14 protein-coding genes and 2 pseudogenes are annotated in these 15,090 nt (G+C 72.6%); 9 read left to right on the forward strand and 7 right to left on the reverse strand.

Annotation, left to right across the window (positions count from 1 at the left end; translation table 11 throughout):
- Positions 1-68 precede the first annotated feature (68 nt).
- The 3 genes from AA75_RS37515 to AA75_RS52915 all read right to left on the reverse strand — a co-directional run bounded on the left by AA75_RS37515 (position 69) and on the right by AA75_RS52915 (position 2,274).
- On the reverse strand, positions 69-923 hold the full coding sequence (locus tag AA75_RS37515) for a DUF4097 family beta strand repeat-containing protein (RefSeq protein ID WP_033824907.1): 855 nt from the start codon (positions 921-923) through the stop codon (positions 69-71).
- 123 nt (positions 924-1,046) lie between these two features.
- On the reverse strand, positions 1,047-1,565 hold the full coding sequence (locus tag AA75_RS37520; RefSeq protein WP_033824908.1) for a histidine kinase: 519 nt from the start codon (positions 1,563-1,565) through the stop codon (positions 1,047-1,049).
- 283 nt (positions 1,566-1,848) lie between these two features.
- Complete coding sequence (locus AA75_RS52915; RefSeq protein ID WP_051814104.1) at positions 1,849-2,274, reverse strand: DUF1211 domain-containing protein; 426 nt, start codon at positions 2,272-2,274, stop codon at positions 1,849-1,851.
- 63 nt (positions 2,275-2,337) lie between these two features.
- On the opposite strand from AA75_RS52915, the pseudogene AA75_RS52920 reads away from it, so the two are divergent.
- Positions 2,338-2,520, forward strand: a pseudogene (locus tag AA75_RS52920) (helix-turn-helix transcriptional regulator); the annotation flags it as partial.
- Positions 2,521-2,551: 31 nt separating this feature from the next.
- On the opposite strand, the gene AA75_RS37535 reads toward AA75_RS52920, so the two are convergent.
- Complete coding sequence (locus AA75_RS37535) at positions 2,552-4,012, reverse strand: carboxylesterase/lipase family protein (protein ID WP_033824910.1); 1,461 nt, start codon at positions 4,010-4,012, stop codon at positions 2,552-2,554.
- 120 nt (positions 4,013-4,132) lie between these two features.
- Here AA75_RS37535 and AA75_RS37540 point away from each other — a divergent pair, with 120 nt between their 5' ends.
- Positions 4,133-5,110 (forward strand): Lrp/AsnC family transcriptional regulator, encoded by a 978-nt coding sequence (locus AA75_RS37540; RefSeq protein WP_033824911.1) that lies wholly within the window; start codon positions 4,133-4,135, stop codon positions 5,108-5,110.
- Positions 5,111-5,170: 60 nt separating this feature from the next.
- Here AA75_RS37540 and AA75_RS37545 read toward each other — a convergent pair.
- Positions 5,171-5,755 (reverse strand): annotated as a pseudogene (locus tag AA75_RS37545) (alpha/beta fold hydrolase); the annotation flags it as partial.
- A 202-nt stretch (positions 5,756-5,957) separates the two neighbouring features.
- Between AA75_RS37545 and AA75_RS37550 the strand changes: the two are divergent.
- On the forward strand, positions 5,958-7,313 hold the full coding sequence (locus AA75_RS37550) for a GH1 family beta-glucosidase (protein ID WP_033824913.1): 1,356 nt from the start codon (positions 5,958-5,960) through the stop codon (positions 7,311-7,313).
- Between the two features lie 186 nt (positions 7,314-7,499).
- Here the strand turns inward: AA75_RS37550 and AA75_RS48545 are convergent, their stop codons facing one another.
- The gene (locus AA75_RS48545) at positions 7,500-8,213 is read right to left on the reverse strand and encodes an N-terminal phage integrase SAM-like domain-containing protein (protein ID WP_033824914.1); all 714 of its coding nucleotides are present in this window, start codon (positions 8,211-8,213) and stop codon (positions 7,500-7,502) included.
- Positions 8,214-9,244: 1,031 nt separating this feature from the next.
- Between AA75_RS48545 and AA75_RS37560 the strand changes: the two genes are divergently transcribed.
- The 3 genes from AA75_RS37560 (at position 9,245) to AA75_RS37570 (ending at position 11,190) form a co-directional block, all read left to right on the forward strand.
- A complete protein-coding gene (locus AA75_RS37560) occupies positions 9,245-9,460 on the forward strand; it encodes a hypothetical protein (RefSeq protein WP_149038611.1) in 216 nt (71 codons plus the stop codon).
- A gap of 52 nt (positions 9,461-9,512) precedes the next feature.
- Positions 9,513-10,739 (forward strand): SPFH domain-containing protein, encoded by a 1,227-nt coding sequence (locus AA75_RS37565; RefSeq protein WP_033824916.1) that lies wholly within the window; start codon positions 9,513-9,515, stop codon positions 10,737-10,739.
- Between the two features lie 82 nt (positions 10,740-10,821).
- Positions 10,822-11,190 carry a helix-turn-helix transcriptional regulator gene (locus AA75_RS37570; protein WP_033824917.1) on the forward strand — a complete coding sequence of 123 codons (369 nt, stop codon included), beginning with the start codon at positions 10,822-10,824 and terminating at the stop codon, positions 11,188-11,190.
- On the opposite strand, the gene AA75_RS54195 is transcribed toward AA75_RS37570, so the two are convergent.
- Positions 11,111-11,689: an Hsp20/alpha crystallin family protein gene (locus AA75_RS54195; RefSeq protein ID WP_082527128.1), complete on the reverse strand. Its 579-nt coding sequence runs from the start codon at positions 11,687-11,689 to the stop codon at positions 11,111-11,113. The genes AA75_RS37570 and AA75_RS54195 overlap by 80 nt on opposite strands.
- Between AA75_RS54195 and AA75_RS37575 the strand changes: the two genes are divergently transcribed.
- The 3 genes from AA75_RS37575 to htpG all read left to right on the forward strand — a co-directional run bounded on the left by AA75_RS37575 (position 11,688) and on the right by htpG (position 15,057).
- Positions 11,688-12,374 carry a hypothetical protein gene (locus AA75_RS37575; protein WP_033824918.1) on the forward strand — a complete coding sequence of 229 codons (687 nt, stop codon included), beginning with the start codon at positions 11,688-11,690 and terminating at the stop codon, positions 12,372-12,374. The genes AA75_RS54195 and AA75_RS37575 overlap by 2 nt on opposite strands.
- Positions 12,375-12,803: 429 nt before the next feature.
- Positions 12,804-13,034, forward strand: a complete 231-nt coding sequence (locus AA75_RS37580; RefSeq protein WP_033824919.1) for a hypothetical protein — start codon at positions 12,804-12,806, stop codon at positions 13,032-13,034.
- 82 nt (positions 13,035-13,116) lie between these two features.
- Positions 13,117-15,057, forward strand: a complete 1,941-nt coding sequence (gene htpG / locus AA75_RS37585; RefSeq protein WP_033824920.1) for a molecular chaperone HtpG — start codon at positions 13,117-13,119, stop codon at positions 15,055-15,057.
- Positions 15,058-15,090: the final 33 nt, after the last annotated feature.

A 15,090-nucleotide genomic window follows, 5' to 3' on the forward strand; every position in this document is an offset into this window, starting at 1 on the left:
GGGCGAGAGAGCGGGGCTGGGCTGCGGGTGGGGCCGCGGGTGGCTGGGGCTGCGGGTGGGGCTGCCGGTCAGGCCTTGGCGCGCAGGATGTCGATGTTGCCGTGCCGGGTGCGGGCGCGGACCTCGACGGTGTCCTCGGTGTCCTCGGGCGTCCCGGACGTGGTGAGCGAGTTGCGCACCTGGCCCGAACCCGAGTGGACCTCGAGCCAGGCGGCGGTGCCCTGCCGGATGCCGACCTCGATCGCGCCGTAGGAGGTCTCCAACTGGACGCTGCCGCGGGTCACTTCGCCGACGCGCAGGGTGCCGTGGGCGGTGGTGGCGGTGACCGAGTCGGCGGCGCGCGCGATGTCGATGTCGCCGTTGGCCCCGCTCACCCGGAGGGTGTCGGCCGCGGTGCCGACGGTCGTCGTGCCGTGCGAGTTCTTCAGCACGGCCGGGCCCTCGACCAGGCCGACCCGCAGGCTGCCGGAACTGGTGGTGATCTCGGCCGCGCCCTCGATCCGGTCCACCGTGATCGAGCCGTGCGACGCGGTCAGCTTCAGCGGCCCGGTGGTGTCGAGGCGGACGTCGCCGGACGAGGTCTTCACCCGGACCTCGCCGAGCCGCCCCTCGCCGAACACCTGGGTCCAGGCGCCGGTCAGGTCGATCTGCGAGCCCGCGGGCAGCTCGACCGTGATGTCGACGGTGCCGGTGCGGCCGAGGCCGAGCAGGTACGGATTGGGCTTGGGCGTCCGGACGGTCAGGACACCGTTCGTGCAGGCGGCCTCGGTCTGGTCGGCCGTCCGCACGTCCAGGTCCTTCTTCGGGTCGCGCGGCCGCACCTCGACGACGGTGTCGCGGCGGTCGCCGGCGGTGAACTGGATGGAACCGGCCTCCACGTGCGCGGTGACCGAGATCGCTTCGGGGGTGTCGAAAGAAGGCATGGCTGTCCCGTCCTCATGGGTCTTGGTGACGTCCCTGCTGGTGGGACGTGGTGGGAGGTGAGGTGGTGCGGGTGCGGGTGCGGGTGCGGGTGCGGGTGCGGTGGTGCGGGTCGGGCGGTGGGGCTAGCGGACCCAGCCCGTGATGCTCTGGCCGACGGTCCGGGTCTTCGCCGTCGCGGCCGGCTGCGGGCCGCCGTCGACCGCGGTCGACACGGCGCGTACCAGCCAGGCGTTGACCGACAGTCCCTCGCGGCCCGCCGCCTCCTCGGCGCGCGCCTTGAGGTGGGCCGGCAGGCGCAGGTTGACCCGTGCGGTGCCGCCCTCCTCACCGTCGGCGGGCAGGGGCGCCCTGAGCGGCTCGGCGGACACGGGTCCGGCGTCCGTGGCGCCGCCGTAGGAGGGCGGCGGTGTCACCACGAAGTCGGGGTCGAGCCCCCGTAGCCGTACGTCGACCGAGCCGGGGGCGAGTTCGCGGGTGATCTCGTCCATCGCGGCGGAGAGCACGTTGAGCATGGTCAGACGGGTCGCCGACTCCAGCGGAGCGAGGAGCCGCTCGGCCAGGGCGCGGGCGTCGTCCCCGCCGGCTTCGGCGGCCACCGCGAGTTCGCGGCGGAGGGTGTCGACATACGGGCTGAGGTCCATGACGCCATCATGGCACCACAATGGCGCCATGCGCAAGCGATGTGGTGGCACATCCTGGGGTTGGGCTGGTGGCGACGGCTCTGACCTGCGGAGGAGTGGTGGGTGGGGCGGTGGGATGGGTGGCGCTCGGGTGTGCCACGGGGTGTTCGGTGATGGCAAGTGGCACCACCTGGCGCCATGGGGAGCCAAATGGCGCCAGGTGGTGTCACCGGGCGCCATCCGGTGCCGATCGGTGCCGCGGGGTCGGCGTGGAACGGTGCAGCGGTGGACGGTGCAGCGGTGGTCAGGCCCTGGCCGCACGCCCCGGCCGGCCCGCCCGGTGCAGGGCGAACCGGACCGCCGGGAGCAGCAGCCAGCACAGCGAGGCCGAGTGGGTGACCGGCGCGAGCGGTACCGAGACCGAGAAAGTGACGGTGACGGCGGTGACCCAGGCCAGGGTGTCGGCGATGGCCGCGGGCGGGGTGTGGTCACGCAGCAGGCCGGCGCGCCGGACCGCGGCGAAGGCCTGCCGGAGGCAGATGCCGGCCAGGGCCTGGCCGGCGGCGTAGACGGTGAACTGGACCTGGAACGCGTCGGCCTCGACGGTCAGCAACTTGGTGGCGAACGGGGTGATGACGATCATGAGCAGCCAGGCCAGGTTCCATCGGATCGCGCCCCCGTCGATCCCCTTCGCGTACCGGAACAGGCGCTGGTGGAGCAGCCAGTGCATGCCGGGCCGCTGGGGGATCCCTGGTGCGCCTGGGGGAGCCCGGTGCCGGCATGCGGGTCGCCCACTCCGCAGCGGCGGGAGATCGCGAGCCTGGCCGCGGCCGGGCTGACCAACCGGCAGATCGCGGACCGGCTGTTCGTCTCGCCGCGGACCGTCTCCACCCATCTCCACCTGGTCTTCCCGAGGCTGGGTGTCACCTCGCGGGCCTTCCTGCGGGACGCGTTGGACGTGCTCGACCGGCCGTGACCCCCCACCTGGCCGGTCGGCCGGGGGCGGGTCAGCCGAAGTGGCGGACGGAGGCGGGGGAGGCCGGTTGGTACGGCCGCCAGCCGTCGGCGGCGGGCCGGCCGGTCGCGACGAAGGTGGCCACGGCGCGGGAGAAGGTGCGGCCGAGCGACCGGGCGGCGGGGGTGGGTTCACCGAGCATGGGGCTGTCGGGGTAGGCCGCGAAGGTGTCGAAGAGGAAGGGGAGTTCGGCGCAGTGCGCGGCTCCCAGGTGGGCCGGATCCTCGGCCGGGGCGGCGTCGAAGCGGTAGACGTACGCCGCGTTCCCGGCCGCGGCATGGTGGTCGGCGATGGCGAAGGTGCCGTCGTGGAAGAGGAGTTCGCCGCCGAGTTCGGTCAGGACGTCTCCCGGCGCCGCCGCCCCGAGCCGGGCCGCGGTGCGGTCGTACCGTTCGCCGCCGTCGTCGGCCATGGCGGCGGCGATCGAGCGGGCCCGGTCCGCGGTGGCGTCCCGCAGACGCGGGTCGAACGCGAAGAAAGCGGTCATCTCGTCGCGGGTGGTGCCGGTCAGCAGCTCCTTGCCGTCGAGCCGCCCGTCCGCCAGCGCCCGCTGCCAGGTCGCGGGGATCCCGGCGGCGCCGAGGACGGGGTACATCGGCGGGGCGACGTCGCCCGGGCGGGCGAGTTCCCGGGACAGCTGCCGGTAGGCGGTGAGGAGCCGGTCGGCGGGTACGGCGCGCAGCGCGGGCCGCGGGTCGCGCACGCCGTCCAGCCCGAGCAGGCCGAGGAAGCGCCCGGCGTGGTCGTTCGCGGCGGCGGGGTCCTGCGGGGCGAGCCCGAAGGGGCCGCTCTGGGCGATGACCCGGCTGATCCGCGGGCCGGTGACCGGGGACAGCGCGAGGTGAAGGGCGGAGAAGGCGCCGGCGGACTGGCCGCCGACGGTGAGGCTGCCGGGGTCACCACCGAACGCGCCGATGTTGCGCCGAACCCAGGCCAGCACGGCGGCCTGGTCCTGCACACCGAGGTTCTCGATGCCGAGGTCCGGCAGGTGGAGGTAACCGAGCGGCCCCAGGCGGTAGTTGGCGGTGACGACGACGATCCCGCCGGCGGCGGCCAGGTGCCGGCCGTCGTACCAGTCCCAGCCGCCCGAGCCGCTGGTGAACCCGCCGCCGTGGAACCAGACCAGGACCGGCAGGTCGCGCGGACCGGTCCCGCCGGCCGGGAGCGCGGGGGTCCACACGTTGAGGGTGAGGCAGCCGTCCTCGTCCCAGTCGGGCGTGCGGCGGCCCATCACCGCCTCGAGCCGCGAGGGGCCCTGCGGGACGGACGGACCGGGCCGGTCCGCCTCCCGCACGCCCGGCCAGGCCGGGTGCGGCTCGGGCGGGGCGAAACGCAACTGCCCCACGGGGGAGGCCGCGTAGGGGATGCCGCGGAAGGCGGCGATCCCGTCCTCGGCGGTGCCTCGGACACTGCCCGACTCGGGGTGCGCGACGGGTCGTCGGATCTGGGTCATCGGTGTCACCTTCCTGGCCGCGGGTGCGATGGTCCCGGTCTACCGTCGGAGGGCGGAAAGGTACGAGAAGCCAGCCGCTTCCGGGGATTGTGCGCCGCACGGCGTGGAATCCTGACGGATGTGGGACACCGACGACAGGAGCTGGACGGGACGGACCGGCGGATCGCCGCCGTGCTGATGGCGTCACCGCGGGCGTCCTGGCGGACGGTAGCGCGGACCCTCGGGCTCTCCGAGCGCACGGTCGTACGGCGGGCGGCCCCGCTGCTGCACGACGGCACACTGAGGCCCACGGCCGTCCGCAACCCGCTGCGCTTCCCCCGGCTGACCCCGGTGGCCCTGCGGATCCGGTGCCGGCCCAGCCGCATCACGGCGATCGCCGCGGCGCTGGCGCGGCGGCCCGACACCGTCTGGGTCGACATCCTGGGCGGCGGCGACGAGGTCAGCGCCGTGCTGTTCCTGGACGGGCCGCAGGCCAGGGCCTCGCTGCTGCTGCGGGACCTGCCCGCCACCACGGGCGTCCGGTCCTGGGACGCGTACGACCTGATGAGGGTGTTCCCGGCGGGCTTCGTGTGGAGCGCCGGCCTGCTGACCGCCGACCAGCTCGAGGCCCTGGCGCCGCCGCCGGGCGAGCCCCGCCGTGCCCCCGACCCGCACCCGCTCGACGAGGCGCTGATCGAACAGCTCACCGCCGACTCCCGGGCCACCCTCGACGACCTCGCGGCCGCGCTGGGCAGTTCGGCGTCGACCGTGCGCCGGCGCCTGGACCTGATCGTCCCGGGCCAGGTGGTACGGCTGGCCTGCGAGGTGGACCTGGGACTGCTCGGCATCCACGCCGAGGCGCTGCTGTGGATCACCACCGGCCCGGGCAGCCTGGAGGACGTGGGCGACGAGCTGAGCCGCCACCCGCAGGAGCGGTTCGCCGCCGCGACGACCGGGGCCGCCAACCTGCTGGTCGCCGTGGCCGCGGCCGACCTCGCCGGGCTCTACACCTTCCTGACCGGCACCGTCGGACCGATCGACGGCATCCACGGCGTGGAGGTCACCCGGATCCTCAGCTCGGTCAAACGCACCGGCCGGCTGCGGACAGCGGTGAGCTGACACCCGGCCGCCGGGGCCGGTCCCGGCCGCACCGCGCGGCGCGACCGGGACGGCGTGTGGTCAGCCCTCCGCGGCCTGCCGGATGACGTCGGCCACCGCGTCCGGCCGGGACACGTAGACCGCGTGGCTGCCGGGCACCTCGGTGGTCCGGGCGCCGGTCCGCTCGGCCATGGCCCGCTGGGCGGGAGGCGGGATCATCCGGTCGTCGGCGGCCACCAGGTAGCACGACGGCTTGCTGCGCCAGGCGGGCTGGGACACCGCGCCGCCGAGGGCGTCGACACCCCAGGGCACCTGGGCGTCCGCCATGAAGGCGGCCAGCTCGGCGGGCACGTCGGCGGCGAACGAGGCTGCGAACTTCTCCCGGTCCAGGAAGAGGAAGCCGTCCCGCGGCGGCAGGATCGGCGGCACCGGGGCGCCGGGCGGCGGGTCGGCGATCAGGGTGTTCACCGACTCGCCCTTGTTGGGGGCGAAGGCGGCGATGTACACCAGGCGGGCGACCTTCGGGTGGTTGCCGGCCTCGGTGATCACGGCGCCGCCGTACGAGTGGCCGACCAGTACGGCCGGCCCGTCCAGGCCGTCGAGCACGTGGTGGGTGGCGGCGACGTCGCCCTCCAGCGAGAACGTCGGATTCTGCACGATGCTCACCCGGGAGGGCGAACTCGACCTGGAGGCGTTCCTGGACCGGGTGTTCTGACGGCGCGGGATGGCGTGCCTCGTACCTGGCCGGGGTGTGCCCGCTGTCACCCGTGACCACTGGTGTTCCGCAGGCGGTGGCAGTGCACTAATATGAGCACTCCTCATGTTAGTGCACTGCCATCGATCGCCACTGTGAGCAGGGAGTCAGGCCGTGACGAACCGACTCGATCTCCCGGCGGGTTTCCGCTGGGGAGTCTCCACCGCCGCGTACCAGATCGAGGGGGCGGTGGACGAGGACGGGCGCGGCCCGTCCGTCTGGGACGTCTTTGCCGCCCGCCCCGGCGCCGTCCGGGACGGCCACACCGGGGCGGTGGCCTGCGACCACTATCACCGGTATCCCGAGGACGTCGCGCTGATGCAGGGCCTCGGGCTGGACGGCTACCGGTTCTCCATCGCCTGGCCCCGCATCCAGCCCACCGGCGCGGGCGCGGTGAATCCCGCCGGACTCGCCTTCTACGACCGCCTGGTGGACACGCTGCTCGCCGCCGGGATCACCCCGCTGCCCACCCTCTTCCACTGGGACCTCCCGCAGGCGCTGGAGGACGGCGGCGGCTGGCTGAACCGTGACACCGCGTACCGCTTCGCCGAGTACGCCGGCCTCGTCGCGGACCGGCTCGGTGACCGTGTCCCCGCGTGGATCACCCTCAACGAGCCCTTCGTGCACATGGTGTACGGCTACGCCCTCGGCATCCACGCCCCCGGGCGGGCGCTGATGCTCGATGCGCTGCCCGCCGCGCACCACCAACTGCTGGGACATGGGTTGGCGGCCGCGGCGCTGCGCGAACGCGGCCTGGAGGTGATGATCGCGAACAACCTCACCCCGGTCCGCGCGGCCACCGACGACCCCACCGACACCGCGGCCGCCACCGCCTACGACGCCCTGCACAACCGCCTGTTCACCGACCCGCTGCTGCTCGGGTGCTACCCCGACCTGTCGGCGTTCGGCGTCGGCGAGGACCTCGGCGGCAGCGTCCAGGACGGCGACCTCAAGCTCATCGCTGCCACCCCGCTCGACGGCCTCGGCGTCAACTACTACAACCCCACCCGCATCGCCGCCCCCACCGAACCCGGCCTCCCCTTCGCCGAAGCCCCGATCGAGGGCGTCCCCCGCACCGCCTTCGACTGGCCCGTCGTCCCCGACGGCCTGCGGGAACTCCTGGGCGGCCTCCGCGGCCGCTACGGCACCGCCCTCCCGCCCATCACCATCACCGAGAACGGCTGCTCGGTCGCCGACGAACCTGCCGCCGACGGCACCGTCCAGGACCAGCCGCGCATCGACTACCTGGCGGGCCACCTCGACGCCGTGGCCGCCGCCGTCGCCGAAGGCGTCGACGTCCGCGGCTACTACACCTGGTCGCTCCTCGACAACTACGAGTGGGCCGAGGGGTTCCACCAGCGGTTCGGGCTCGTGCACGTCGACTTCGAGACGCAGCGGCGTACGCCGAAGGCGTCGTACGCGTGGTACCGCGACCTGATCGCCGCCCACCTGGCGCGGCACCGACGCTGAGGCTGTGAACCGCAAAGGTGTGGCCGGTTTGGGGGGCGGGCCGCGCAGGCTCAGGGAGTGGACTGCTACGCCGCGCGCGGAACTGAAACCGCCGCCACGGGTTCCCGCGACCGGGCGAGGAGTGGCCTTCCGGCCCGGGATCAAGTCGTGCAGTATCCGACGGCCGGCCCGGGCGGCAAGCGTGGATCAGGTGGGCCGGCGGCCGTGAGGGTGCCCCGGCAGGCGATGGGCATGGGTATGGGTGTCGCGGTGGACGCTGCGAGGCGGGCGCTGCTGATCGCCGGTCGGGGGTGCGGGGGGCTTGCGAGAGGGGAGAGCAGCGAGGCGTTCCTGGATTCGGGCCTTGATGTATTCGTTGACTGCGGTGGTGAGGCGCTGCCAGCGGGCCGGATCGGTGTCGTGGGGTTGCCTCGGGCTCGCCCAACAGCCCGGCCTGCCGCGGCCCTTACGTAGTTGGGTGGTGACGTGGGCGCTCAGGTGCTGGCGGGTGAGGTCGATCAGGCGGATGGTGCCGAGGGCGGGGATGAGGTCCGGTTCGACGTAGGCGCGGTAGCGGGCCATGGTGGTGGGCTTGAGGCGCAGCTCCTTCTCGTCCAGCCAGTCCCGCAGGTACTCGGCGGTGCGCTGCCGGGGGTCGGTGACGACGCACAGGGCCAGGTCCTCGTTGAAGCGCCGTGGCGCGATGCGGGCGCGCAGTTCGTCGGTGAAGCCGGCGCGGCGGACGGTCCGGCGGCGGCCGTCGATGGGCGGGGTGTCGACGGCGAACGCCCAGGTGCCGTGGCGGGGGTCGGCGGTGAGGCGGGGGCACTTGGTGCCGAGCTGTCGACGGTGGTCGTCGCGGCAGCCGCAGCGCCGGTAGAGGCGTCCTCGGTCTTTGCCCGGGTCCGGTGAGCAGCACATGGCGATCGCCTAGGAAGGTCGAGCGCGCGGGTTCTGCCTCCCATTCTGCTCCTCTGGGGGTGATCACCGTGTGACGACTACGCCCGGAGAATGGTTATTGACCTGCGGGTCTCCCTTGGCCAGGGACAAGGGGAGATGAGCTGCAGGCCGGGCTCGGCCGCGTTCGCGGCTGTTGGTTCTTGTGCTGGTCGGCCTCATCGTCGTCCCGGTCTTCGGCGTCGTCGCGTCGATTCGTCGTACTCGCTTGGGGGAGCCAGCAGCCGTGGATGCCGGCGAGGAGCTCCTCGGGGAGGCGGGCGGGGTGCTTGGGTCTAGGGAGCCGGTGGTGCCGGCGGGGTGGGTGTGGGTGCGCCGGGCGGTGTCGGACGGCTGCGCGAGGGCACAGGCCAGGTTCAGCAGTGTTGAGGTGCCGGCGTTTGTCGAGACAGTGGTGATGCGGGCCGGGTGGTCACGCTCGCCGCAGCCCCGCGGGGCGATCAACTCGCGTTGGTCGGGGTCTACGCCCGTACGTCGCGCGCCAGGGTGGCGCGGCACTGAGGGAACCGGTCTGCGACCTCGACCGTACGACAGGCCCCCTCGACCGGATCGCAGTCAGACAGCATTGGCGCGCCGGGGCCGCCAGCGTCGGCAGCGGGGCCTGTCGCGGCCGCAGGTCACGCACCGAACGACGGGGGGCAGCGCTGTGTAGCGCTCGCCCGCCGCCTTGACGACGGTGTCGACGTCATTCGGGTGGCGCGGAAATCCGCCGATCCGGGCGGTGGGTGGCCCAGTCTCCGAGCCGAGCCCGGTCGGCTCCGGGCCGGGGGGTCCCCGGTCGGAGATCCGAGCCGGGGCCCGAGAAACGCCTCCCTGCTGCGGCCGGAGTACCGTGGGTGGGGTCGGGGCGGTCGCGCCGCGCGCGTTGCTCGCAGGCATTCTGCCGAAGGACTCGACCGGGGGCCCGGTGCCTCCAGGAGGGGTGCCGCCCGTGGCCGTTCGTGTTTCGGCCGCCCACCGCGCCGCCGTGTCGCGCGGCACGAGGTGTCATGTACGTGGCCGATGACTCCCAGCAGAGCCCGGTCGGAGCCGTCGGGCGGGTGACGGTGCCGATCCCGGCGGACGGGCCGGGCGAGGTGTTGGTCGGCCTGCGCGGCGGGTCGGAGGTGTTCGCGGCTTGGTCCGCCGGGCCGATCGCGGTCAACACCCGGGTGGTCGTGATCGACACGATCTCCGCCCGGTCGGTGCTCGTCGAGCCGTTGCCGCCCTGAGTCCGGCGGCCCCGCGGCCATCGTCGAGCTGTTGCAGGTCAGGTGGTTCGTCATGTTGTTCTGGCACGTGCCCGCGCCCAACGAGGCCATGCTCATCTCCGGTTCCAAGCGGCAGTCGCAGGACACCCAGTTCCGGATCGTCACGGGCCACGGGAGCTTCGTCGTTCCCGTCAAGCAGAAGGCCCGCATGCTGTCCCTGGCCCTGCAGGAGGCGGAGATCGCCGAGGACTGCGTCACCCAGCAGGGAATCCGGCTCACCGTCCGCGCGGTCTGTGTCTTCAAGGTCGGCGACGACGCCGTGTCGATCGCTAACGCGGCCCGGCGCTTCCTGTCCGAGCAGAACCAGATGCAGGAACTGGTCGGACGGATATTCGCAGGCCACCTGCGCTCCATCATCGGTGGGCTGACCGTGGAACAGATCATCAGGGAACGTAGCCGGGTCGCCCAGGAAGTCATGGCGGGCAGTCACGGCGAGATGGAGAAGCTCGGCATCGTGGTGGACGCCCTGCAGATCCAGGAGATCGAGGACGCCACCGGCTACATCAACAACCTCGCCGCGCCGCACGCGGCGGCGGTCGCCAGTCAGGCCCGGATCGCCCAGGCCAAGGCCGACCAGGAGGCGAGCGAACGGGAGCAGCAGGCCGCCGCGCTCAAGGCCGAGTACGAGCGGGACACCGCGATCAAGCGGGCCGGTTTCCTCGCGGAGACCGAGCAGTCCAGGGCGCGCGCCGCACAGGCCGGGCCGCTCGCCGAGGCACGGGCCACCCAGGAGGTCACCGAGGAACAGACCGCCCTCGCGCAGCGCAATGCGGCGCTCACGGCGCAGCGGCTGGAGGCGGAGGTGCGGCGCCCCGCCGACGCCGAGGCCTACCGGAAGCGGACGCTGGCCGAGGCGGACCGCGACCGGGTGAAGTTCGAGGCCGACGCAGGCGCCTACACCGAACGGACCCTGGCCCAGGCCCAGGCGGACGCCAACGCCGCCCGCGCGGCGTCACTGCGGGACGGCAACCAGGAGCTGATCGCGGCCAACCGGATCGTGGAGGCCCTCCCCGCACTCGCCGACGCGGCGGCCCGGGGCATGGCGGGCGCCGATCTGACCGTCCTGAACGGCACCGACGGGGTGAACCAGATCGCGGCCGGCATCGCCAGCCAGGGGCTGGCCATCCTCCGATCCCTCCAGCACTCCGCGGCGCCCACAGCGACCTCGACGACCGGCGGATCGGCTGCAGACTCGAACGGCAACGGCCGCCCCACGCCCCGGCTCCCTGACCGGAGCTGACCCGGACCCTCTGCCGCGAGAGCCGTCGAGTCTGCTGCTGCGCGCGGCCGCTCTGGCGCACTACGCCCACGACCTTGACCGGATGAGGCAGTTGGCCGAAGCGGCACTGCGGCAGGGCTTCGACCCGTGGGCCGCACTCCTGCTCGGCACCGCCCTGGGCGAGCTCGCCCGCGCCGATGAGGCGGTGTCCTACTGGCCTCGGCCATGGACGAGGTGGCCGACACCGACCTGGAAGCCGCTGACCGCCCGGGAGCAGGAGATCGCCGGGCTGGCGGCGCGCAGCGGCACCAGCCACAGCGTGGCGGAGGGCCTGCACCTGTCGGTGCGCACCGTCGAAAACCACCTGCAGAACATCTACGGAAAGCTTGGGATCAGCGGGCGGGCGGAGCTCGCCGACGCACTCGGGCGAGCACTACCCAGCCCAGAGAGGGGCGAGGACCATGACGCCTGAGCAGATCACCCTCGTGACCACCTCGGCGGCCCGGCTGCGTTCGCGGCTGCCCGAGATCGCCGATGTCGTCCTGTAGGTGGGCCGCGGTGGGGCCCAGGTCGAGCCTGTCGGCCAGCCGGATGCGGCGCTCGGACACCCTGCGGGCCCGTTCGGTGAGCTGGGTGTGCGCGCCCTCGCCGCGCGGGGTGGGTCGGCGTTCGGCCTTCACGGTGACTGTCCGGCCCAGTGGTTGGACCTCGATCGCCTCCGGCAAGATGCCGGGCAGGTCGAGCGCGATCATGAAGCGGTCGTCCTCGCGCCAGGTGTCCATCGGGATGGGGGTCGGCTGGGACCAAGGCCTGGGGGCGTTTGGTGGGGCACCGCGATACGCATGGACATCGTCGGACACCTCCGGTCCAGAAGGCCTTCGGGTGGTTCGCACCGGTGCGGCGCGACACGAGCCGTGTAACATGTCATCCATACGATGACAAGTACGCGGTCGGCGAAAGAGTGACGACATGGATACCCAGGACACCGGCGCGGCCGGGGTGGGGCCGGCCTCGTTCCTGGCCGCCGCCGCCGCGCTGAGCACGATGGACGCCGCCGCCCGCACCGCCCGCCACGCACCCCCGGACGAGGCAGGACAAGGCGATCCGCAACAGGCCCTATCCGCACTCCTGCTGCTGCGCCACCTGCGCGAGGAACTCGCCGACTGGGAGACCGGGCTGATCGAGACCGCCCGCGACGCCGGCGCCACCTGGGCCGACCTCGCCGAACCCCTGGGCGTCCAGAGCCGCCAGGCCGCCGAACGCCGCTACCTGCGCCTGCGTCCCAACGTTGACGCCGGCACCGAGGCGGGCAGCACCGGCGAGCAGCGCGTCCAGGCCACGCGCGACCAGCGCGCCGCCGACCGCGCGGTGACCACCTGGGCCCGCGACAACGCCGCCGACCTGCGCCGCCTCGCCGGACAGATCGGCGCCCTGGACGGCCTCAGCCCCCAAGCGGCCCCCGCCATAGATCGACTCCTGGACGCACTGGGCCACCACGACCCTGCCCGTCTGCTCGCCCCGCTCGCCGAGACCCGGCCCCTCCTGGAGGCGAACCACCCGAAGATCACCGACCGCCTCGATCAGCTCACCGCCCGAGCCGACCAGCTGCGCGCCGACAGCGACCGGCAGCGCCGCACACCGCCAGCCGGCCCGTGACCACCCCGGGGCACGCCCCTGCCGGTCCGCGACCCGCACGCGGTGGACCGGTTTACCGCCGTAAGCCTGCACGCGGCGCGTGCCCGGCACGCGGGGCGCGAGTTGACGCCTGACGGCTACCGGCGTGCAGACCGCCCGTATCTTCCGAACCGTGACGGCCGCGCCGTCCCCGACCCCAGCCAACTCCCATGACTCCAGCCGACCTGCATCAGTTGCTCATCGAGCGTGCCCCGGGCATACCGGGCATTACCGGTGCCGGCAAGCGTGACGACGACAGCCCCTACGGACTGACCGTGACCCTGGAGGGCGGCGGGCAGGTGTGGTGGACCATCACCGGCGCCAGCGGCCCCGCGCCCACCATCACCACCGGCGACGGTGACGGCGCCGATAGCGTGGAGGTGCCGGACCTGACGGGGCCCGTCGGTCCCGGTGGCCCTCGTCGAGCAGGCCCTCGTCACCGCCGCCATCGCGGCCGACGACCCGGTTGGTGGGATCGTGCGCGTCGACCGGTACAGCACGCGCCCGGACCCGCCCGCGGTCCGCTACGGCGCGACGCTGGAGTGCCGCGACGGCTGGAAGCTCTTCCTGTCCTGCTACGGCACCGCCCGCCCCGGCCACACCCGGCCCGAGCAGCCCTACCAGCCCCTCAGTCACATCTGAACACGCCCGGGGCCGGCCACGCAGCACACCGGCCTGCCCCGGCGGCTTGACCCGATCCGAACCCTCGAAGGAGACGCCTCCCGTGGCCAGTCCGACCCAGACGCTGGAGTTCCAGGCGGAGACCCGCCAGCTGCTGCAGCTGGTGATCCACTCCATCTACTCGAACAAGGACATCTTCCTGCGCGAGTTGATCTCCAACGCCTCCGACGCCCTCGACAAGCTCCGCCTGGAATCCCTCACCGACACCACCCTTGAGGCCTCCGACCCGCACATCATCCTGGAGGTCGACAAGGGCGCCCGCACCCTGACGGTGCGGGATAACGGCATCGGCATGACCCGCGACGACGTCGTCGACCTGATCGGCACCATCGCCAAGTCCGGCACCGCCGGCCTGCTGGCGAAGATCAAGGAGGCGAAGGACGCGGACGCCGCGCAGCACCTGATCGGGCAGTTCGGCGTCGGCTTCTACTCCGCGTTCATGGTCGCCGACAAGGTCACCCTCCACACGCGTCGCGCCGGCACCGAGCAGGGAGCCGTGTGGGAGTCCGACGGCGAGGGCACCTACACCATCGCGCCGGCCGACGGCCTGCCGGTAGGCACCTCGGTCACCCTGCACCTCAAGGCCGAGGACAGCGAGGACGGGCTGGGTGACTACCTGGCCCAGTGGAAGATCCGGCAGATCGTCAAGCAGTACTCGGACTTCATCCGCTGGCCCATCCGCATGGCCACCGAGCCCATCGGTACCACTACCGACGACGGCGCCGACGCCGACGGTGAGGCTGCGGGAGAGCTGGAGACGCTGAACTCGATGAAGGCCCTATGGGCCCGTCCTCGCAGCGAGGTGACCGAGGCCGAGTACAGCGAGTTCTACCAGCAGATCAGCCATGACTGGCAGGCCCCGGCCGAGACGATCCACATGCGCGCCGAGGGCACCTTCGAGTACGAGGCGCTGCTGTTCATCCCTACCCATGCCCCGTTCGACCTGTTCTCCCGGGACACCAAGCGGGGCGTGCAGCTGTACGTCAAGCGGGTGTTCATCATGGACGACTGCGACGCGCTGATGCCGAACTACCTGCGGTTCGTCAAGGGCGTGGTGGACGCCCACGACCTGTCGCTGAACGTCTCCCGCGAGATCCTGCAGCACGACCGCCAGATCACCGCCGTGCGCCGGCGCCTCGTCAAGAAGGTCCTCGGCGCTCTCAAGGACATCCAGACCAAGAACGGCGAGACCTACGCGAAGGTGTGGGAGCAGTTTGGCCGGGTCCTCAAGGAGGGGCTGATCGAGGACCGCGACAACACCGACGCGCTGTTGGAACTGGTCAGTGCCGCCTCGACCAATGATGCGGAGAAGCCGACCACGCTGCGCGAGTACGTAGAGCGGATGAAGGACGGCCAGGACACCATCTACTACCTGACCGGCGAGAACCGGGCGATGGTGGAGAACTCCCCGCACATGGAGGCCTTCACCGCCAAGGGCTACGAGGTCCTGATCCTCACTGACCCCGTCGACGAGGTCTGGACCGACCAGATCCCCGCCTTCGACGGCCACCGCTTCCAGTCGATCGCCAAGGGCCAGGTCGACCTCGACAACGACGCCGACGGGGAAGGCAGTGACGAGGCGAAGGCGGAGAAGGCCCAGCGCGAAGAGGACTTCGCCGCCCTCCTCGCCTGGCTCCAGACCACCCTGGCCGAGCACGTCAAGCAGGTCCGACTCTCCACCCGCCTGACCACCTCCGCGGCGTGCCTGGTCGGCGACGCCCACGACCTGACTCCCACCCTGGAGAAGATGTACCGGGCCATGGGCCAGGAGCTCCCCCAGGTCAAGCGCATCCTCGAACTCAACCCCACCCACCCCCTCATCACCGCCCTGCACCAGGCCCACCAGGCAGGAACGGACAACCCGGCACTCGCCGAAACCGCCGAACTCGTCCACGGCAGCGCCCTGCTCGCCGAAGGCGGCGACCTGCCCGACCCGGCCCGCTTCACGCGCCTGCTGACCGACCGCCTCACCCACGCCCTGTAACCCCCCGCCGGGGTGCGGCCCGCCGTACAACCC

It is taken from the genome of Kitasatospora sp. MBT63, assembly GCF_000710465.2.
In the GTDB taxonomy this organism is placed as follows: domain Bacteria; phylum Actinomycetota; class Actinomycetes; order Streptomycetales; family Streptomycetaceae; genus Kitasatospora.